The organism is Desulfovibrio sp. TomC, from assembly GCF_000801335.2.
Classification (GTDB): Bacteria; Desulfobacterota; Desulfovibrionia; order Desulfovibrionales; family Desulfovibrionaceae; genus Solidesulfovibrio.
In genome coordinates this window covers 51,657-69,566 of the sequence record NZ_JSEH01000020.1, presented here as the reverse complement: position 1 = coordinate 69,566, position 17,910 = coordinate 51,657, and the positions used below count along the sequence as shown (strand labels likewise).

Genomic DNA, 17,910 nt, shown 5'->3' with positions numbered 1-17,910 from the left:
CAGTGTTTTTTTGAGGTCTAACAATCACGTTTTATTGTTATTTTAGTGTCTGTTTTGGGCTATGTCCGGGGGCGTGGCCACAAAGCAGGCAGAAAATCTGACAAAGGACTGCCGATTCGTGCCCCGCCGCTATTGCGCGCGTCTTTTTTTATTTCGCGGCGAGGCAGACGGTGGGATGTTCCTGGCGCAAGAGGGGCGAAGAAGCGGGGAGGACGCCGCAGCCGCAACGGCTTCTTTTCAAAGGGGGAAAAGGGCCAACAGGCGTCGCCGGCCTGCCGTGGCGCTGACTGCCGGGCTGAGAATGGCGCTCATGCCGATGGAACGCATGGTCATCCCCCGTTCGTTGGGCAACGGCCGGAAACCGAGCCGTGCTCTGTGACGAACAGGGGGCGAATGGGAGGACTGTACAAGGCGGGAGCGGGGGCGTATTTTAAGAATGATGGAACACGGCGCAACGCAACCAACAGCTCCCCCTGGAGGCCGTCCATGAGCAACGGCGTCTTTCTCCTTGTGCTGATCGCCCTGGGTTTTGTCTTCCTGATCTATTTCAACCGCCGGGCCAGGAATTTCCAGGAACGCCATCCTGGCGAGAAAAATCCCATAAACAAATGGATGACCGGCAAAGACGACGACAAGGATCAGGAGCTGTAGCAGGCGTTACGGCAGGAACCGTCCGGTCACGGAGTTCGGGTCGGCCTTGAGGTCTTCCGGCGTGCCCTGGGCCACGATGCGCCCGCCGCCCTCCCCGCCGCCGGGGCCGAGATCGATGACGTGGTCGGAGGCGGCCACGACGTCGGTGTTGTGCTCGATGACCAGCACGCTCGCCCCCTTGTCCACCAGCCGGTGGAGCACGGTGATGAGCTTGCCCACCTCCTGCATGTGCAATCCGGTAGTCGGCTCGTCCAGGATGTAGAGCGCCCCGGGCAGGCTGCGTTTGCCGAGTTCCCTTGAAATTTTGATGCGCTGGGCCTCGCCGCCGGACAGCGTGGTGGCCGGCTGGCCCAGGTGCAGATACTCCAGCCCAACCTCTTCGAGGACCTGCAGGCGGCGGTCGAGGACCGGGTAATTCTCGAAAAATTCCCTGGCCCCCCGCACGGTCAGATCCAGTACCTCGGCGATGTTCAAGCCCTTGTAGCGCACGTCCAGGGTCTCGCGGTTGTAGCGCAGACCGCCGCACACCTCGCAGGTGACATAAATGTCCGGCAGGAAATGCATCTCCACCCGGATCTGCCCGTCGCCGCCGCAGGCCTCGCAGCGCCCGCCCTTGACGTTGAAGCTGAAGCGGCCGGGCTTGAAGCCCCGGCGTTTGGCGTCCGGGGTGGTGGTGAAGATGTTGCGGATCTCGTCGAAGATCTTGGTGTAGGTGGCCGGGTTGGAACGCGGGGTGCGGCCGATGGGCGTCTGGTCGATGCTGACGACTTTTTCGATCAGCTCGGCCCCCTCAATGCCGGCAATGGCCCCGGGCGCGTCCACCTTGAGACCCTTGGCCAGGGCCAGGTGCTTATACAGCGTATCCATGATCAGGGAGCTTTTGCCCGAACCGGAAACGCCCGTGACGCAGACCAGACAGCCGAGCGGTATGGCGGCGTCAATATTTTTCAGATTGTTGGTGGCCACGCCGCGCAAAACGAGATGGCCCTTGCCGGCCCGCCGGGTTTCCGGGCGCGGGGAGACGGCGTCGCCGCGCAGATATTTGCCGGTCAGCGAGGTCGACGAGGCCAGCATGCCGGCCACGTCGCCCTGGTAGACAATTTCGCCGCCAAGCCGGCCCGAGCCCGGTCCCAGCTCAATGACATGGTCGGCGTTGCGGATGGTGGCCTCGTCGTGCTCGACCACGAGTACCGTGTTGCCCCGGCCTTGGAGCTGGCGCAGGGTGGCGAGCAGGCGGTCGTTGTCCCGGGGATGCAGGCCAATGCTTGGTTCATCCAGGACATAGGTGACCCCGACCAGCCCGGACCCGAGCTGGCCGGCCAGCCGGATGCGTTGGGCTTCGCCGCCGGACAGGGTGGCCATGTTGCGCGACAGGGACAGATATTCCAGGCCGACGCCGGAAAGAAACTTCAAGCGATGGGTGAGTTCTTTCAAAAGCGGTTCGGCAATCACTGCGTCCGAGCCGGTGAAATCGAGGCCCGTGAGCCAGGGCAAGGCCCGGTCGATGGGCATGGCGCAGAATTGGGCGATGTTCTGGTCCGCCACCCGCACGGCCAGGGATTCCGGCCGCAGCCGCGCGCCGTTGCAGGTGGGACACGGCCGAGACTGGCGGTAGCGGGCCAGTTCGTCGCGCCACACCGAGCCAAAGGATTGCCCCTTTTCCAGCAGTCGGACCACGCCCTCCCAACCAAAGGCCTTGTCGCCGTAAAAGAGTGCTTCCCGGGCTGTGTCGGAGAACTCGCCGAGTTTGGTGCGAAGCGTGAAGCCGTGGCGCACCCCAAGTTCCTCCAGACGTTTGCTGTACCGGGCCAGGGCGCGTTCGCTTTTCCAGGGCAGGATGCCGCCCTCGGCCAGGGACAGGCCCTTGTTGGGGGCTAAAAGCGCCGGCTCGAAATAGTCCACCGTGCCCAGGCCCGAACAGGCCGGACAGGCCCCTTGCGGGCTGTTGAAGGAAAAGAGCTGGGGCGAGGGCGGCGGCACGCTGATCTTGCAGGCGGGGCAGGAGGAGGCCGTGGAAAAAATGCGGTCCCTGGCCTTGCCCTCGTGGTCGGCCACGTAGACCCGGCCCTCGCCCTGGGCCAGGGCCAGTTCCACCGAGTCGGACAGGCGCGAGCGGATGCCGTCCTTGACCACCAGCCGGTCCACCACCAGATCAATGGTGTGCCGCTTGTTTTTTTCCAGTTCCGGCAAGGGCTCCAGCGGCACGACCACGCCGCCGACGCGCACCCGGGCAAAGCCCTGGCTCTTGAGTTTCTTGAGCCGGTCGGCGTGGGTCCCTTTCTGGTGTTCGACCAGCGGGGCCAGCAGCAGAAGCTTGGAGCCGTCCGGCAAGGCCAGGATGTCGCTTATGATCTCATCGGCCGTGCGGGCGGTGATCGGCTCCCCGCATCCCGGGCAATGGGGCTTGCCCAGGCGGGCGAAAAAGACGCGCAGAAAGTCGTAGATTTCCGTCACCGTGCCGACGGTGGAACGCGGGTTGCGGGTGGCGGTCTGCTGCTCCAGCGAAATGGCCGGAGACAGGCCCTCGATCTTGTCCACCTGCGGCTTGTCCATCTGCGGCAGGAATTGCCGGGCGTAGGCCGACAGCGATTCCACATACCGTCGCTGCCCTTCGGCGTACACGATGTCGAAGGCCAGGGTGGATTTGCCCGAACCCGAAGGGCCGCACACCACGACCAGCTGGTCGCGGGGGATGTCCAGGGTGAGATTTTTCAGATTGTGCTGGCGGGCGCCTTCAATGTGGATACGGGGAGCTTCGCTCATCATGCCTCCAAACTTCTGCGTGGCAAGGAGGCAAAATAAGGACCTTGCCCGGAAAGGCAAGGGTGTTTGACAAGACGCGGCCGGCAGGGCAGAGGATAAAACCGCTGTCGTCCGGTCTGGCCGGCGGTTTCAGGCGGAAATTGCGGCGGCGGTGTTGCGGTTAACGGCTGTTTACATTATGTCGGATTTGCCGGTGTCGCCAACCCGCGCGGCAGCGGCAAAGGAGCGACCATGCGTTTTGAGGTCCCCTTTGTGCCCGAGGCGACCTATGCCGCCCTGGTGGCCGGACAGGCCAGTGCGCTTTCAGCCGTCTATTTCAGGCTCGGCCCGGAGACGCCGGACGCCCGGTTGCCGGGGTTGGCCGATCCTTCGCCCCTGGAGCTGGCCGTCGGGCTGGCCGCCCTGCCCGATATTCCGCGCCTGGGGCTGTTAAACGCAGCCTTCCATGCTCCGGATCTGCTCACCGGCGACGGGCTGCGCGATCTGGTCATGCTGCTTGACGGGTATCTGGCCGCCGGGGCGGTGACCGGCATCATCTACGCCGATCAATACCTGCTCCAGGCCCTTTCCGACGCCTCGCCGGAGGTGGCCGGGGCGCTTTGCGCCATCCCCAGCATCAATTTTCGTCTGGACAGTCTGGAGCGGGCCTCGGCCATCATCGAGGCGGCCGGTTCCACCCGCTTTCGGCCGCCGCCATCGGTGATCCTCGACCGGGACAGCAATCGCCGGCCCGGGCATCTGGCCGCCATCACCGCAGGGCTGCACCGGCAGTGGCCGGGGATGCAGGTGGGGGTGATGGCCAACGAGGGCTGTCTGTATGCCTGTCCCTACAAGACCGCCCATGACGCCCATATCGCTTTGTCGCGGCTGGCGGCCTGCCGGGTAGGCCCGGACATCAACCGCGATCTGGGCTGTCTGCGCCGTTTCGCCGAGGACCCGGGGCGGATGCTGGCCTCGCCGTTTATCCGGCCCGAAGACGTGGGACAGCTGGAAGGTGTGGTGGATTTCGTCAAGATTTGCGGCCGCAGCCGTACAGCCAGGGATTTGCGGACCATTGTGTCGGCCTATCTGGCCGGGCGATACGACGGGAACCTGCTTTGGCTGCTTGATACCCTGGAAATTTTGTCCGACCGCTATGCCTGCGACAACGCCTCCCTGCCCGAGGACTTTTTTGCCCGCACGGCCGATTGTTCACGCCAGTGCCGGACCTGCGGGTACTGTCGCGTCCTGGCCGACCAGTTCGTGTCGCTGCGCGAACCGGCTTTGCCGCACTATACCCCGGACTGACCCGAGGTTGCGACACGGGCCGGACAGGCCGGCCCGTGGTTCTGGTCTAGGGATGGGCGACTGGCGGCGGGAACGGGCCGGGCGCACCTGGTCCGGGCGGCGGCGAGAACTGCCCCGGTGCACCCTGGCCGGGCGGGTGCGGGGTCTGACCGGGCGCGCCCTGGCCGGGCGGCGGCGGCGGAGCGTGGCGGCGGGGAGCCGGACAGCCCATGGCCGTGGCGGCAAAGGCGATGAGCGCCAGAAGGCACAGCAGGCGTTTCATGCGACCTCCAAGGTTACACCGCAATCCCTCCCGCGCAGGAGACGCGAGGGGACTGCGACCTGACCCGTATAGCCGCAACAGCCGGGGCTGCCAATCCGGTTAGAGCAGCGAGCGCCGGCAAAACGACAGGAAATCCTCTTCCTCGTCGGTTTGTCCGTTACGGGCTTCGTCGTCCGTCGGCCCTTTGACGTTTTCTTCCCGCCACACGCCTTCGGTCGGCTCAAAAAAACTAACGCATTCCAGATGGATGCTTGGTGCGAACATGGGCAAAACCTCCCTGCATGGGGCAGGCCTTGCAGAATCCGTTCCACAAGCCGCCAAACGCTCCCGGCAAAGGCTCCGGGACCCTCTCGTCCCATCCGCGCCTGTGCTCTGGCGACCTTGTCGCTGCTTCGCCCCGGCCGGTTACCTTCGGGAGAGGCCTGCGGTTCGTAAAAGACATGTTTTCAAACTGTCCGGCGGGGGCGCGGCCAGGGCCGCCAGCGGCCGGCAACGAAGCCGGCAAATGGCGGGCGGGATGGAAATCCTTTGACGCGGTCCTTGGCTGCCGGCCTGGAATCAGGCGCAATGGGACACCGTGACACCCGGGGGCAGGTGCTTTATAAAGGCATCCGATCCCTTCCGTCAGGCTGCCGTTGCATCTTGTACCCGTGTTGTCCCCATGTGGAGGTTCCCCATGCGTCATTTGAGCCGTCCGTTTGTATTGCTTCTGTTGTTCCTCTTGCCCCAGACCGGCTGGTCCGGCGAGGCGCTGTTCGTCAGCCGCGAGCAGATCGATTTCGCCCGACTGCTCCCGCCGCCCCCGGCCCTGGACTCGGTCCGGCAACAGCGGGAGATGGACCTGTTGCTGATGCTGCAAAAAGAGCGGACTCCGGACATGGAGGCCTTTGCCCTGGCCGATGCCGAGCGTAGCGTCTTCCGGTTCGCCGATGCCGTCGGGGAGAATTTCACGGCGGAAAAGTTGCCCGTGGCCGCCGCCTTTTTCAAGGCGGTCAAGGAGAATGGCGACGAGCTTTTGGGGCCGGCCAAAAAGCACTGGGACCGGCCAAGACCCTATGCCGCCAACCCGGCCATCACGCCCTGCGTGCCAAAGCCCGGCAATGCCTCCTACCCAAGCGGCCACTCGACCTTCGGCACGCTCATGTCCATTGTTTTGGCCAACATGGTCCCGGAAAAGCAGGTGCAGATTTATGATCGGGCCGAACAGTATCGGCTCAACCGCGAGATCGGCGGGGTGCATTATCCAAGCGACGTTGTGGCCGGCCGGATCGCAGGCACGGTCATCGCCGCCTTCCTGTTCCAGTCCCCGACTTTTCTTGAGGACTATGCCAAGGCCAGGGCCGAAGTGCGTCAGGTCCTGGGCTTGCCGCAGTAGCCGCCGTCTGTCGGGGGCATCGCCGCCGCCAGGCAGGCGGCGCAGACAAACCTGTCCGGGGGACTCGTGATGCAAACGCCTGAAGCCACATATCGGCTCGGATCTGCCGGATGCCTGCGGCTGCTGCGGGCCTGTTGCCTGGGGCTGGCGTTGCTGGCCGGCTGGCTTGCCCCGGCCTTGGCCCAGACTGGGGCGACGCAAGGCGTGCTAACCCTGGACGCGCCGGCCCTGTCCGAACTGCCGCGCCGTTTCCGCACGGCCGCCTTTCCGCTGGCCGTCCCTGCCGGCAGCCCGGCCCTGTCCCGCCAGGGCCTGGACGGGTTGCGCGTCTCGGGCAGCAGTCAGTTTTCCCTGCCGCAACTGGCCGTATTACAGGCCAATCTGCCCGGCCGGGTGACTGTGGTTGATCTGCGCCGGGAATCCCACGGCTTTCTGGGCGGGGAGGCCGTATCCTGGCGTGTCCCCGACAATCAGGGCAATCCCGGGCTGGAAGCCGTGGCCGTGGCTGGGGCCGAGGCCGGGCTGCTGGCCGCCGTTGACGCGTTGCCGGGAGTGATTGTGGCCCGGGACAAAGATGCCGGCCAGGACGCTGCAAAGGGCCAGGGCGGAAGCGACAGCCTGACCCTGGGACCGCTGCCGGCCGTCACCGAGGCCGAGGCGGCCGCGTCCCTGGGCCTGGGCTATTTCCGGCTGCCCGTCTCCGACCACACCCGTCCCAGTGACGGTGTCGTGGACCGGTTCGTGCGGTTTTACCGCGGGCTGGCCCCGCAGACCTGGCTGCATTTTCATTGCCGGGGCGGCGCCGGGCGCACCACCACGTTTTTATGCCTCGTCGACATGCTGCAAAACGCCCGGGAGGTGGACTTTGCCGCCATCCTGGCCCGGCAAAAGGCCCTGGGCGGCACCGACCTGACCCGGACGGCCGGCGGCCAAACTCCGGCGCGCGACCGTCTGGCCCAGGAGCGGCTTGATTTCCTGCGCCGGTTTTACGACTACGCCATGGCCAATCCGGACGGGCGCGGGCAGAGCTGGTCCCAGTGGCTGGCCGGGAACTGCCGGCCGTGAGGCGACCGGTTTTCCGACGGCGGCTCGTGGCCGCCTGGCTGCGGGAGCTTGCCCGGCTTGGCGGCGAGGCGATCAGCGCCTTTTTCCGCTCCGGCGGTCCGACCCAGGCAGCCGCCCTGGCCTTTTATGCCTTGCTCTCGTCCGTGCCGCTGCTTTTTGCCATGCTGGCCCTGAGCGGGGCGGTGTCCGGCGAGAGCTGGACCGGCCAGATGGCCCTTCGCCGCCAGTTGGCCGCCATCACCCCCTATATCGACGAGGTGCTGGTGTCCCGGGCGCGGCGGCTGTTGTGGGCCTCGGCCGGGTTTTCCCTGGAGAGCGTGCTGTTTCTCTTGTGGTCGTCCTGGTTGTTTCTGGGCGCGTTGCGCCGGGCCCTGGCCCTTCCGTGGCGTCAGTCGCCGCCGCCGGCCGTCTCCCTGGTCGGACGGGTTTGGGGCGCGCTGTGGGGCGGGGTGGGCGGGGTGCTCTTTGTGGGCGCGGTGACAGCGGCCATGTATCTGGCCTATCTGCCGCGCCTGGAGCCCCAGGGCAGCTTGTTGCGCCAATGGTCGGCGCTGTGGGGCGTGGGCTGCCTGACCGGCCTCTTCGCTGCGGCCTATGTGCTCTTTTTGCCGGGCCGGCGGCCGCTGCGGGCCATACTCGCGGTCTCGGCCGGGCTGGCCGCGGCCGGCTGGGGGGTCAGTCTGGCCTTTGCCAGACTGGTGGCGGTCCTGCCCCGCTATGAACTGGTCTACGGGTCGTTAAGCGGCGCGGTGCTTTTTTTGCTCTGGCTTGATTACAACGCCTGGCTGGTCCTTTTGGGGGCGTGGTTTCTGCATCTGTGGCAGCGCGACCACGCCCCGTCGGCCCTGCACCGCCGGCTGTCCCCGGCCGGCTGGATCGACCGGTTGCGCTCCGGCCGCCTGACGGGCCGCAACGGGCCGGGTGGTTAGCGCTTCTGGTAGGTGGCCGTGACCGAGATGGTGATGCCGCCCCGGGCCGCGAAATCGCCGGTCACTTCCATTTCCAGGGGGGAGGCCGCCTCCACGAGATCATCGAGGATGCGGTTGGTCAGGGTTTCCATGAAGGCGCCTTCGTCGCGGTAGCTAAACAGATACAGCTTGAGCGACTTCGATTCGATGCACAGTGCATCCGGCACGTAGCGGATGGAGATGGTGCCGAAGTCGGGCTGGCCGGTTTTGGGGCAAAGGCTCGTGAATTCGTCGCTGGAAAAGGTCACGGTATAGGGCCGGCCCGGGAAGGCGTTGGGAAAGGTCTCGAGCAGGCCGGGCGAGACGGTGTGGGGGTAGACCGTTGCCCCCTGGCCCAGGGTTTTGAGTGTGCTGACATCGTCTTTGGGAACCGGGTGCGACATGGGAAGTCTCCTTGACGGCCGGGTGGGGCCGTGGTTGTCTTGACACGAAGGCCCCGCCTCCATACCGTTCCCGGCCCCGATGTTCAATGACCAGGGAGAGACCCCTATGGCCCCGCTTTACACCATTGCCGTTTCCGGTTCCTTTAGCGCCGCCCATCGCCTGCCCAACCATCCCGGGCCGTGCGCCGCCATGCACGGCCACAATTTCGAGGTCGTGGCCGAACTTGGGGCCACCTGTCTCGTCGACGGCATGGTGGCCGATTTCATGGCCGTGCGCGCCGCCATGAACGAAGCCTTTTCCGGCCTGGACCACGCCTGCTTAAACGACCATCCCGAACTGTCGCCGCCAACGGCCGAGGTCCTGGCGGCCTGGATTTTCGGCCGGTTGCAAGCTCGTCTGGGCGACGACCGGGTGCGCGTCCTTCAGGTGCGGGTCGAGGAAAGCAAGGGCCTGTCCGCCGCCTACCGTAACGACCCATGCTGAAAGTCCACGAAATTTTCGCCAGCATCCAGGGCGAGTCGAGCTTTGCCGGCTGGCCGTGCGGCTTTCTGCGCCTGTCCGGCTGTAATCTGGCCTGCTCCTGGTGCGACACGCGCTATGCCGGCGACTCCTTTGCCGACATGGCCGTGGCCGACGCCGTGGCTGCGCTGATGGCCCTTGGCCTGCCGCTGGTCGAGATTACCGGCGGTGAACCGCTGCTGGCTCCTGAGACGCCGCATCTCGTGGCCGCCCTGGCCGACGCCGGACTGACCGTGCTGGTCGAGACCAACGGCAGCCTGGACATCCGAGGACTCGATGCCCGGGCCGTGGCCGTCATGGACGTCAAATGTCCGGGCAGCGGCATGGAGGGGCGAAACGATTACGCCAACCTGGACCGGCTGCGCCCCCGCGACGAGGTCAAATTCGTCCTGACCGACCGGGCCGATTACGACTTTGCCCGGGAGATCGCCGCCCGGGTCTGGACCGGGCGCATGGTCCATTTCTCGCCCGTCCCGGGCCTCCTTGATCCGGCCAGGCTGGCCGCCTGGATGCTGGCCGACACGGTGCGCGCCCGGTTGTCCCTGCAACTGCACAAATACATCTGGAGCCCCGATGCCCGGGGCGTCTGAGGGAGCGGCCATGACCGCACAAGCACAGAAAAAAGCCGTGGTCCTTTTTTCCGGGGGCCTTGATTCCACCACCTGTCTGGCTGTGGCCCGGGAGCAGGGCTTTTTGCCCTGCGCCTTGAGCTTTGCCTACGGGCAGCGCCACATCGTCGAGATCGAGGCGGCCAGGCGCGTGGCCAAGGCCATGGCGCCCCACGCCCATTTGATCCTGCCCCTGCCCCTTGGGGCCATAGGCGGTTCGGCCCTGACCGCCGACATCGCCGTGCCCAAGGACCGCGACACGGCCGCCATGGAGTCCGAGATTCCGGTCACCTACGTGCCGGCCCGCAACACCATTTTCCTGTCCATGGCCCTCGGTTGGGCCGAGGTCCTGGGGGCCAGCGACATCTTTATCGGCGTCAACGCCCTGGACTATTCCGGCTATCCCGACTGCCGGCCGGAATTCGTGGCCGCCTTTGAGGCCATGGCCAATCTGGCCGTCAAGGAAGCGGTGGAAGGGCGGCTTCATATCCGCATCCACACGCCGCTTTTAAGGCTGTCCAAGGCCGACATCGTGCGCCTGGGGACCCGCCTTGGCGTGGACTACGGTCTGACCCATTCCTGCTACGATCCTGATCCGGCTGGTCTGGCCTGCGGCCGCTGCGACAGCTGCCTGCTGCGCAAAAAGGGCTTCGAGGAAGCCGGCGTGGCCGATCCCACCCGCTACCATCCAAGCCTGTAAGCGCGCGCTGCAGCCTTCCTGGCTGTCACGCGCTGCCGAAACTCGTTCGGGTGCGTTTTTACGTTTCGCAAAAAACCGGACTGATTTGTTGCGAACGCGACACTTGGCCAGCCGCGCCCGGACAGTAAACCGTCACGGTGGCCGGCGCGGTCGCAAGGAGGCACTTCCCCCGGGCGGGCAGGGAGACCGATACCCTGCCCGCGCAGCCGCTGCCCGTCGGTCTGCCGGCCCTTGCCGCGCCCTAGAGAAAAGAGCCGGTCCCCAAACGGGGGCCGGCTCTTTTCTCTAGGGCGTTCGGGGGTCAGTCTGCGGCCGGGACCAGAAGCTCGGGGCGGACGTATTCGGAAATATTGTTGGCGTAGTGGAGGAACAGGCCGGGAACCCCGACCAGGGGCGTCCAGTAGCCGTCAACGAAGCCGCCGTAGCTTTCAGAGTAGGTTCCGGAACGCTTGGCCGTGCCGTCGGCCAGGGCGGCGTTGCCTTTGCAGTTTTTGCACAGGCTGTTGCGTCCGGCCAGGGTGAAGCACTTGCTGCCCTCTGGGATGCCGAGTTCCTTGCCCGTGGCATTGACGGCCACGATTTCGCGGTTGGCCCGCACCAGCATGACCGGTCCGGGGTGCAGATCCCACATGAGGTGGAAGGCGTCGAGGATTTCCTGGGTGACGGATGTTTGTTCCATGATGCGTCTCCTTGTGCGGCCACGGGTTCGACCGCGACCGGACAATGCCGACATGGCCTCCGTCGTGCTTCTCCGGGGTGAAACGGATTGTAACAGACTGTTGCGTCCCGGCCGACACATTTCGTTACAAACCGTTGCCGGCCGGAAAAGCCAGGAACCGATCCGCCGGGTAGACCCTCAGGGCAGGCTTGGCCGGTTTCCCCGGCCGCTGCCGTGCGGAGGTGCGCCATGTACTGGACAGTCGTTTTGTGGATCGTGGTTCTGGCTGGCTTCGGCCTCAGCTTGCAGTTGTTTTTGAACGAGGCCGGGCGACCGGGCGAGCCGCCTGCCCCCCTGGAAGCGTTGCGTCAGGCCCGGCGTGCGCTGGAATTGTCTGGGCAACAGCGGCATATGCTGGCCTGCTCGCTGGCCTTGCAGCGCAACGACGTTTCGTCCTTGGCCGCCGGCAATGCCGTGTTCTGCGACGCCCTGGCCGAGGTCATGGTCGCCCCCGGGGTTGGCCGGGAGTCCCTAAACGATCTGTATGCGGCAAAGCGGGGGCTGGCCGAGCGGGCCTATGTCCTGGCCCGGGACCGGTTTTTGGCCTTCCACGCCGTTTTGACCCCGGTCCAGCGCCAGCGTCTGGCCGGGCTGGTACGCCAGGGCCGGGGCGCGGGACTGGTGCGTCAGGCGCCGTTGCCGTGACCGTTTTAGGGTTCACAACCATGTCTGGTGCTTTTACAGTCTGCCGCAAACCCGACCATCCACGGCCGGCCGGTTAGGGAGACGCCATGGGCGCAAAACGCATTTTGGTTATCGAGGACGACAGGCGGCTCCAGGATCTCCTGCGCGAGTATCTGGCCACCTTTGGCTTTGAGGTCAAAGCCGTGGGCCATGCCCGGGAGGGGCTGGACGTCCTGGAGACCTTTGCCCCGGCCCTGGTCATCCTCGACCTCATGCTACCCGACATCGACGGTTTTGAGGCCTGCCGGGAAATCCGCCGGCGCGGGGCAACGCCCATTATCATGCTGACCGCCCGCACCGACGTGGCCGACCGGGTGGCCGGGCTGGAAATCGGGGCCGACGATTACGTGCCCAAGCCCTTTGAGCCGCGCGAATTGGTGGCCCGCATCCAGGCGGTGCTGCGCCGGGGCGAGCCGGCCCAGGCGCAGTCGGTTGGCGAGAGTCTGTCCTTTGGCCGGCTGCGGGTGGACAGGGGGGCCAGGGAGGCCTTTCTCGACGAAGTTCCCCTGGGGCTGACCACCATGGAATTCGAGGCCCTATCCCTCTTGGCCGGCAATGCCGGGCGGGTACTCGACCGCGATGCGCTGTTGCGCGCCTTGCGGGGTCTGGAAAGCGACGTTTACAACCGCTCGATAGACATTGCCATGAGCCGGCTGCGCCAGAAGCTCGGCGACGACGCCAAGGCCCCCATCTTTATCAAAACCGTGCGCGGCGCGGGCTATGTCTTTATTGCCAAGGCGGATGAACATGCTTGATTTTCTGCGCCGCCACCTGCAGTCGATCTTTACCCGCCTGGGGCTGGTCATGCTGTGCATGGTGGTGGTCATCAACTGCGGCACCTGGCTGCTCTATATTCGTTTCCACAGCCGGGCCGACACCGCCGACAGCCGGCATATGGCCCGCTATGCCCGGTTTCTGGCCGAGGCTGTGGGGAGTCCGCCGGACAGGGCCAAGGCGCAGGCCCTGGTCGCCGACCTGCCCCTTCGGGTCACTGTTGGCGGGGAGCAGGGCTGGAGTGTTGGCCGGCCAGGGGATTTTCCCGAGGCCTACCTCACCTTGCGGCCTCTTGGCGACGGCGTTTCGGGCGGGGTGGTCCACGGCCACCGGCGCATGGTGGTGACCGCTGCCGACGGGAGCACGCTCACCTTTGACAGCTTTCCCACCGAGCCCGAATTGGCGTCCTTTCGTCTGTTTGCCGTCCTGTCCCTGGCCCTGACCTGGGTGGTGGTCCTGGCCGGCTACGGCGTCATGCGCTGGCTGCTGCGGCCGGTGCGCTGGTTGTCGGAGGGAGCGGCGGCGGTTCGCGACGGCGCTTACGACCATCAGGTGCCGGAGACCTGCGGCGGAGGGCTTTTGGAACTGAGCCGGACCTTCAATGAGATGACATCGGCCCTTCGGGCGACGCTTTGCGCCCAGAAACGGCTGCTCATCGACGTTGGCCATGAGCTGCGAACGCCGATCACCCGCCTCAAACTCGCCCTGGAACTGCTGCCGGACCGGGAGCGGGCCGAGGCCATGCGCGAGGATGTGGACGACATGGAAGTCATGGTGGTGTCCATCCTCGAATCGGCCCGGCTGCGCCACGAGGTCCGCTCAGTGCACGCGGCTCCGGTTGATCTGGTCGAACTGACCGGAGTCATTGCCGCCCGGTACGCCGATACACTGCCCGGGGTCACGGTCGATCTGCCCGGAGAGCCGGTCTGGGTCATGGCTGACGGTGAAAAACTGGCCATGGTGGTGCGCAATCTGCTGGACAACGCCTGCAAGTATTCGCGGGGAGGCGATGCCCCGATCGCTGTGGCCCTGGCTGGGGAGCGGGAATGGGTTGTGCTGACTGTGGCCGACCATGGTCCGGGTATCCCGGCCGAAGCCCTGCCCCATATTTTTGAGCCGTTTTACCGGGTGGATGCTTCGCGTACCCGGGATACCGGCGGCTTCGGCCTGGGACTGAGCCTGTGCCAAGCCATCGTGCGCGCCCACGGCGGCCGCATTGCGGCCACGAACGGCCGGGAGGCAGGCTTGACAGTGACAGTGGCCATTCCCCGTCAAGCGCCCGCGACGCCTCGGCAATAAGGCGGCGCGGGCAGGTTGGCGCACGACGCGGGTCAGTTGCGCCCGATGGGTGCGCCTGTGGCGAACGACGGTTCGTGCAGGAGAATGACGATGTCGGCTGCGGACTTGATGCGGCGCAGGATGTCGTAGGCGGCGTAGGGATTGACGCAGGTGCCGGGCGGGATAACCTCCATTTCCCGGGCCGTTACGGCCTTGGGCGGGAAGAGGTTTTCCCGGATGACGCAAAACCCGGTGATGACCGCCTGCCCGGCCGGGGTGTCCACGAAGACCGACATGCCGCCCTCGGTATGGGCCGGGGTATGGACCATCCGAAGACCGGGCAAAATTTCCGTGTCGCTGGTCAGGGGCTGCATCTGCCCGGCTTCGAGGACGTCTTCGACGTATTCCTCGTTGTAGCGGAAATCGAGCGGATGCGGGTCGCGTATGTGTTTAAGTTCCTGCTCGTGGGCGTAGAACACCGCGTTTTCGCACAAGGCGTCGTTTTCGCAGTGGTCGTTGTGCAAATGGGTGTGCACCACGATGTCGATGTCCGCCGGGGTCAGGCCAAACTGGGCCAGCCCGGAATCCAGGGTATGGATCTTCCCGCCAATGGCTGCCTCCCGGGCCGCCGACTGCACCGGCCGCATCTCGCCGGTATCGACCAGCACCCGCTTGCCGCCGCCTTCCAGATACCAGCCGTAAATGGGAATGGTGTAGGGCGTCCCGTAGTCAAATTGATAGGTCATCATGCCCTTGTCGAATTCCTTGGTGCCAAGGACAATGGGATGGATCACGAATGTGGCCACGCGAAACCTCCGGCGGACATGTCTGGGCGACGCCGTAGCCCGAACGATTGGGTTCAATGGCGAGACGGGCATTCTTTTTTATCCGCAATGGCTCAAGAGATAAGCAGGAAGCGAGGAAGGACAAGAGGATGCGTCCCGAGCTTTTCCCGGCGCCTGGGAAGAGAGTTGGGTGGCAGGAGAGGGGGCGGACTTTTGAACAGAGGCGATCTCATGAAGACCCGATTCTGCCCAGCTTGGTCGGCACCTTGATTGACAAGTGGGTCGACAACGAGCTTGGTCGGCGTCCATGTTGCGGCAAACAAATCCGATTTAAAGCGACCCGGGAAACGATTGGGAGTCGTTTGAGCGGAGGCCACACCGGTTGGTTCACGGGCAGGATTCAGTGTATTGGGGTGAACCATTCACCCATCTTTCTCGAGACAAACAAGCGCCACCCGCATCGTAGGTGGTCAGGTAGCCGCTCATGACACCATGGGTGTATCTGTCGTATCGGTATCGTATGTTTCCATTATCCCAATACCCAAGAAGCTGACCTTCCAGATAACCATGGTCGTACGGGTGTATCCACCAGGGGTAGCCATTTTGGTAGTAACCAATCTTCTGCCCGTTATATTTGCCTTCTTGGTCAAAATAACTTCGCATCATTAATGCTCCATCTTCGTAGTAATCGTATTGTGCCTGTTGGTAGCCATTCTCCCAATTGCATATAGCGCTTTGTATATGCTGTAATTGTTGGTCGTAATAGTAAGCGGTGGCCATAAAATATCCCGCTGTCGGGTGTGTCCATCGTATCAAGCTGAGATCTGGCTTTAAATCAACAATGGCATTGGCTGGTACGTCCGGGCACCAGACGCAGTCCGCATGGCTGCTTGACCCCACCAGCACCGTGGCCTGGGCCGGTGCCTGGTAGGGGGCTTGCGTGTCGGTGTTGGCGACGGCCACCAGATAGATGTCGCCATGGCTGGCCGTCACGGTCCGGGGAGAACCGGGAACCAGATCCGCCAGGAATTGGAAGGGACCGGCCTGGGCTTTGCCGTGATACAGGGAAAAGGAAATGACCGGACTCTGGGCCAATGCGCTGATTTGGAAGTCCTGGCTGACGTCATTTCTGAAAATAATGGAAATTTTTTGGGCCGAGAAGGGTTCCAACGAGGGCTGGGTCATGACTGCGGTCGAGCCGTCGGGGTACAAGGTGGCGTTGCTGGCCGGCTGGGGCCAGCCGGGATAGCCGGTGCTGCCTGAAATGAATTTGCCGACGTAGCAGCGCCAATCCTGAGCCACGCTGTCGGGGGAGGCGAGCGCTTCGAACACCGCGCGCAGGTCGCTGTAATCATTCGGAGTTGCCCCCTGGGCCCGCACCTTCCTCCAGATCAAGGGCACCAGCCCGCCGGTGTGCTGGCTGTTCAGGTAGCGCTGGAACCCCGACGCCCAGTAGCCCCGATTTTGCGCCCCGGTCCTGTCGTTGCCGTAGGTTTCCAGCCCGTTGCGCATGGTATCAATGTTCAGGGTGAACACGGGCGAAACGTAGTCGGAATTGTCCAGCATGCCGGCTTCGAACCATACGGAACTGGCCTCGGCCAGCCATAGAAAGAAAGGCGTGGCCGAGGGGTGGCGGATGGCGATGCTGAAGCGTGGATCATACGTGTTCTGGACAAGATGGAAGAATTCGTGCCCGACGGTGGCCCTGACGTTGTCCATGTTTCCAGGAATGCAGCGGTCAAGGTTGATGTTGAGGTATCCATAGGCCTTGCCGTACAGGGGGATGCCGCTCTCGCCGTCTCGCGCGCCCAGGCCATGGACAAGGTTGATCGTGACGGGGAAGTCGAGCGTATCCGCGAATTCGAAGCCCATTCCCGTGAGCTTCCTTGAGGCCTCCTGAGCGTAGCGTATGATGTCCTCGACGAGTGCCGAACCCAGCAGCGCTGTTGGGTGGTAGACAACGAATTGTCCGCGCGGCGTGGTCAGCCAGTCCGGAGCTAACTCGAGGCTGAAGGATTCCACGGCGGGGGAGGCGAGTTTCAGGCCGCGTGTGCTGGCCGCAGTTTCGCAGGTTTCGGTCGCAGGAATGGATACGCGCAGGATTCCGCCTTGCACGTTGCCGGAGACGAGCCTGGGAAGCGGGCGGCTTGCCACGCCCGATCCGTCATCCAGGACATCGCCGAGGGCCACGGCCATGCTCCGATCCCCCCCTGATACGCCTGTGATGGCCACTGCCACGGGCAGGCAATGCCCCCCGGTTCCCATTTCCAGGTTGTAGGCTCGGGAGCCGGATGCGCCATAATAGCCGGAAGGATCAACCTGTTGCAGAGTGACAGCGCGGTCCGAGCCGAGAGCCCCGGGCGGAACGGAGACGGATATCCCCGCGACGGCAAGTGTGCCGCCCTGGGGGCCGAGCACCTTGCTCGTCTTGGCTCTTCGGGGAGTGTGCGACGCCATGGTCAACAGGAGCATGTCCGAGTCGGTGTCTGCCCAAAGGGAGGCGGGCAAGATCAGGGGCAGGCAGAGGAAAACGACTGTTGCCAAGCCAGTGAAGACTTTTTCCCTGGGACAATGGAGAGGAGATATGCGCATAACGCACTCCTTAACATGGCAACGGCAGGGGGCGAGAGAGGTTCTACACGTGACTATTATATAATTGACCAAGGTATAGGCGTCAAGGGGACGATAAAACCGCCCCATCGGAGAAACCAAACGGTGACAAAGCGTTGCAGTGCCATCGAGTGCGTCCATTGCTCTGAATTTTTCCCTGTAAGTTCAAAGATGCACAGTGATATGTCTGACAGTGGCTGACGCGGAGGCGTTGTTCGGGGCGTGGGTTAGCGGGGGGGCAAAAATTTTCCGAATGGAGAGTTGGTCGACGATGCGGGAAATGCGGGAATAATTACGTGCGTCGCAGTCCTGCAAAAGCAGCCTGAAGGGTCGGGACGGTTCTCCGACAAAGTTGCTGATTTCCGCGAAGGCTTTCAATTCTGCGACTGCTCATCGCTTCTGGCGTATCAGCGTAGTCGTCGACAGGAGTGTCCCTCCCATTGCCGGGCATTCTGGGCCTGACCGGGGACGGGATTGCC

The 17,910-nt window shown here is 64.3% G+C and carries 18 protein-coding genes; 11 read left to right on the top strand and 7 right to left on the bottom strand.

Annotated features, from left to right (window positions below; genetic code table 11):
• The first annotated feature begins 486 nt into the window (after positions 1 to 486).
• Complete coding sequence (locus NY78_RS17255; protein WP_043638664.1) at positions 487 to 651, top strand: hypothetical protein; 165 nt, start codon at positions 487 to 489, stop codon at positions 649 to 651.
• A gap of 6 nt (positions 652 to 657) precedes the next feature.
• On the opposite strand, the gene uvrA is transcribed toward NY78_RS17255, so the two are convergent.
• Positions 658 to 3,414, bottom strand: coding sequence for an excinuclease ABC subunit UvrA (gene uvrA / locus NY78_RS17250; RefSeq protein ID WP_043638661.1), 2,757 nt, complete (start codon positions 3,412 to 3,414; stop codon positions 658 to 660).
• Between the two features lie 231 nt (positions 3,415 to 3,645).
• Between uvrA and NY78_RS17245 the strand changes: the two genes are divergently transcribed.
• On the top strand, positions 3,646 to 4,701 hold the full coding sequence (locus NY78_RS17245; protein WP_043638658.1) for a hypothetical protein: 1,056 nt from the start codon (positions 3,646 to 3,648) through the stop codon (positions 4,699 to 4,701).
• 46 nt (positions 4,702 to 4,747) lie between these two features.
• Here NY78_RS17245 and NY78_RS17240 read toward each other — a convergent pair whose 3' ends face one another.
• Both NY78_RS17240 and NY78_RS25295 read right to left on the bottom strand, forming a co-directional pair.
• Positions 4,748 to 4,963: a hypothetical protein gene (locus NY78_RS17240; protein ID WP_043638656.1), complete on the bottom strand. Its 216-nt coding sequence runs from the start codon at positions 4,961 to 4,963 to the stop codon at positions 4,748 to 4,750.
• A 99-nt stretch (positions 4,964 to 5,062) separates the two neighbouring features.
• The gene (locus tag NY78_RS25295) at positions 5,063 to 5,227 is read right to left on the bottom strand and encodes a hypothetical protein (RefSeq protein ID WP_197084269.1); all 165 of its coding nucleotides are present in this window, start codon (positions 5,225 to 5,227) and stop codon (positions 5,063 to 5,065) included.
• Between the two features lie 412 nt (positions 5,228 to 5,639).
• Here NY78_RS25295 and NY78_RS17235 point away from each other — a divergent pair, with 412 nt between their 5' ends.
• The 3 genes from NY78_RS17235 to NY78_RS17225 all read left to right on the top strand — a co-directional run bounded on the left by NY78_RS17235 (position 5,640) and on the right by NY78_RS17225 (position 8,332).
• Positions 5,640 to 6,338, top strand: coding sequence for an acid phosphatase (locus tag NY78_RS17235; RefSeq protein WP_043638653.1), 699 nt, complete (start codon positions 5,640 to 5,642; stop codon positions 6,336 to 6,338).
• 69 nt (positions 6,339 to 6,407) lie between these two features.
• Positions 6,408 to 7,403, top strand: a complete 996-nt coding sequence (locus tag NY78_RS17230; RefSeq protein WP_047960260.1) for a phosphatase domain-containing putative toxin — start codon at positions 6,408 to 6,410, stop codon at positions 7,401 to 7,403.
• A complete protein-coding gene (locus tag NY78_RS17225; RefSeq protein ID WP_043638696.1) occupies positions 7,400 to 8,332 on the top strand; it encodes a YhjD/YihY/BrkB family envelope integrity protein in 933 nt (310 codons plus the stop codon). The genes NY78_RS17230 and NY78_RS17225 overlap by 4 nt, the downstream gene beginning before the upstream one ends.
• On the opposite strand, the gene queF is transcribed toward NY78_RS17225, so the two are convergent.
• Complete coding sequence (gene queF, locus NY78_RS17220; RefSeq protein ID WP_043638650.1) at positions 8,329 to 8,754, bottom strand: preQ(1) synthase; 426 nt, start codon at positions 8,752 to 8,754, stop codon at positions 8,329 to 8,331. The two genes, NY78_RS17225 and queF, sit on opposite strands and share 4 nt — an antisense overlap.
• Positions 8,755 to 8,860: 106 nt before the next feature.
• Here queF and NY78_RS17215 point away from each other — a divergent pair, with 106 nt between their 5' ends.
• From NY78_RS17215 to queC, 3 genes are read left to right on the top strand one after another with little or no spacing between them, the layout of a single operon-like run.
• On the top strand, positions 8,861 to 9,238 hold the full coding sequence (locus NY78_RS17215) for a 6-pyruvoyl trahydropterin synthase family protein (protein ID WP_043638647.1): 378 nt from the start codon (positions 8,861 to 8,863) through the stop codon (positions 9,236 to 9,238).
• Positions 9,232 to 9,864 (top strand): 7-carboxy-7-deazaguanine synthase QueE, encoded by a 633-nt coding sequence (locus tag NY78_RS17210; RefSeq protein WP_043638645.1) that lies wholly within the window; start codon positions 9,232 to 9,234, stop codon positions 9,862 to 9,864. The genes NY78_RS17215 and NY78_RS17210 overlap by 7 nt, the downstream gene beginning before the upstream one ends.
• Positions 9,865 to 9,874: 10 nt before the next feature.
• Positions 9,875 to 10,582 carry a 7-cyano-7-deazaguanine synthase QueC gene (gene queC, locus NY78_RS17205; RefSeq protein WP_043638642.1) on the top strand — a complete coding sequence of 236 codons (708 nt, stop codon included), beginning with the start codon at positions 9,875 to 9,877 and terminating at the stop codon, positions 10,580 to 10,582.
• Between the two features lie 301 nt (positions 10,583 to 10,883).
• Here queC and NY78_RS17200 read toward each other — a convergent pair whose 3' ends face one another.
• The gene (locus tag NY78_RS17200) at positions 10,884 to 11,261 is read right to left on the bottom strand and encodes a hypothetical protein (protein ID WP_043638640.1); all 378 of its coding nucleotides are present in this window, start codon (positions 11,259 to 11,261) and stop codon (positions 10,884 to 10,886) included.
• A 228-nt stretch (positions 11,262 to 11,489) separates the two neighbouring features.
• Between NY78_RS17200 and NY78_RS23220 the strand changes: the two genes are divergently transcribed.
• The 3 genes from NY78_RS23220 to NY78_RS17185 all read left to right on the top strand — a co-directional run bounded on the left by NY78_RS23220 (position 11,490) and on the right by NY78_RS17185 (position 14,057).
• Positions 11,490 to 11,945 carry a hypothetical protein gene (locus NY78_RS23220; RefSeq protein WP_053062256.1) on the top strand — a complete coding sequence of 152 codons (456 nt, stop codon included), beginning with the start codon at positions 11,490 to 11,492 and terminating at the stop codon, positions 11,943 to 11,945.
• An 86-nt stretch (positions 11,946 to 12,031) separates the two neighbouring features.
• Positions 12,032 to 12,739 (top strand): response regulator, encoded by a 708-nt coding sequence (locus tag NY78_RS17190; RefSeq protein WP_043638637.1) that lies wholly within the window; start codon positions 12,032 to 12,034, stop codon positions 12,737 to 12,739.
• Positions 12,732 to 14,057 (top strand): HAMP domain-containing sensor histidine kinase, encoded by a 1,326-nt coding sequence (locus NY78_RS17185; protein ID WP_043638635.1) that lies wholly within the window; start codon positions 12,732 to 12,734, stop codon positions 14,055 to 14,057. The genes NY78_RS17190 and NY78_RS17185 overlap by 8 nt, the downstream gene beginning before the upstream one ends.
• 32 nt (positions 14,058 to 14,089) lie before the next feature.
• Here the strand turns inward: NY78_RS17185 and NY78_RS17180 are convergent, their stop codons facing one another.
• Both NY78_RS17180 and NY78_RS17175 read right to left on the bottom strand, forming a co-directional pair.
• A complete protein-coding gene (locus NY78_RS17180) occupies positions 14,090 to 14,785 on the bottom strand; it encodes an N-acyl homoserine lactonase family protein (protein ID WP_047960261.1) in 696 nt (231 codons plus the stop codon).
• Positions 14,786 to 15,208: 423 nt separating this feature from the next.
• Positions 15,209 to 17,413 (bottom strand): toxin-antitoxin system YwqK family antitoxin, encoded by a 2,205-nt coding sequence (locus NY78_RS17175; protein WP_043638631.1) that lies wholly within the window; start codon positions 17,411 to 17,413, stop codon positions 15,209 to 15,211.
• Positions 17,414 to 17,910 lie beyond the last annotated feature (497 nt).

Coding starts and splice junctions, on each gene's coding strand:
- NY78_RS17255 (WP_043638664.1), top strand. CDS start 487: ATGAGCAACGGCGTCTTTCTCCTTGTGCTGATCGCCCTGGGTTTTGTC.
- uvrA (WP_043638661.1), bottom strand. CDS start 3,414: ATGAGCGAAGCTCCCCGTATCCACATTGAAGGCGCCCGCCAGCACAAT.
- NY78_RS17245 (WP_043638658.1), top strand. CDS start 3,646: ATGCGTTTTGAGGTCCCCTTTGTGCCCGAGGCGACCTATGCCGCCCTG.
- NY78_RS17240 (WP_043638656.1), bottom strand. CDS start 4,963: ATGAAACGCCTGCTGTGCCTTCTGGCGCTCATCGCCTTTGCCGCCACG.
- NY78_RS25295 (WP_197084269.1), bottom strand. CDS start 5,227: ATGTTCGCACCAAGCATCCATCTGGAATGCGTTAGTTTTTTTGAGCCG.
- NY78_RS17235 (WP_043638653.1), top strand. CDS start 5,640: ATGCGTCATTTGAGCCGTCCGTTTGTATTGCTTCTGTTGTTCCTCTTG.
- NY78_RS17230 (WP_047960260.1), top strand. CDS start 6,408: ATGCAAACGCCTGAAGCCACATATCGGCTCGGATCTGCCGGATGCCTG.
- queF (WP_043638650.1), bottom strand. CDS start 8,754: ATGTCGCACCCGGTTCCCAAAGACGATGTCAGCACACTCAAAACCCTG.
- NY78_RS17215 (WP_043638647.1), top strand. CDS start 8,861: ATGGCCCCGCTTTACACCATTGCCGTTTCCGGTTCCTTTAGCGCCGCC.
- NY78_RS17210 (WP_043638645.1), top strand. CDS start 9,232: ATGCTGAAAGTCCACGAAATTTTCGCCAGCATCCAGGGCGAGTCGAGC.
- queC (WP_043638642.1), top strand. CDS start 9,875: ATGACCGCACAAGCACAGAAAAAAGCCGTGGTCCTTTTTTCCGGGGGC.
- NY78_RS17200 (WP_043638640.1), bottom strand. CDS start 11,261: ATGGAACAAACATCCGTCACCCAGGAAATCCTCGACGCCTTCCACCTC.
- NY78_RS23220 (WP_053062256.1), top strand. CDS start 11,490: ATGTACTGGACAGTCGTTTTGTGGATCGTGGTTCTGGCTGGCTTCGGC.
- NY78_RS17190 (WP_043638637.1), top strand. CDS start 12,032: ATGGGCGCAAAACGCATTTTGGTTATCGAGGACGACAGGCGGCTCCAG.
- NY78_RS17185 (WP_043638635.1), top strand. CDS start 12,732: ATGCTTGATTTTCTGCGCCGCCACCTGCAGTCGATCTTTACCCGCCTG.
- NY78_RS17180 (WP_047960261.1), bottom strand. CDS start 14,785: ATGATGACCTATCAATTTGACTACGGGACGCCCTACACCATTCCCATT.
- NY78_RS17175 (WP_043638631.1), bottom strand. CDS start 17,413: ATGCGCATATCTCCTCTCCATTGTCCCAGGGAAAAAGTCTTCACTGGC.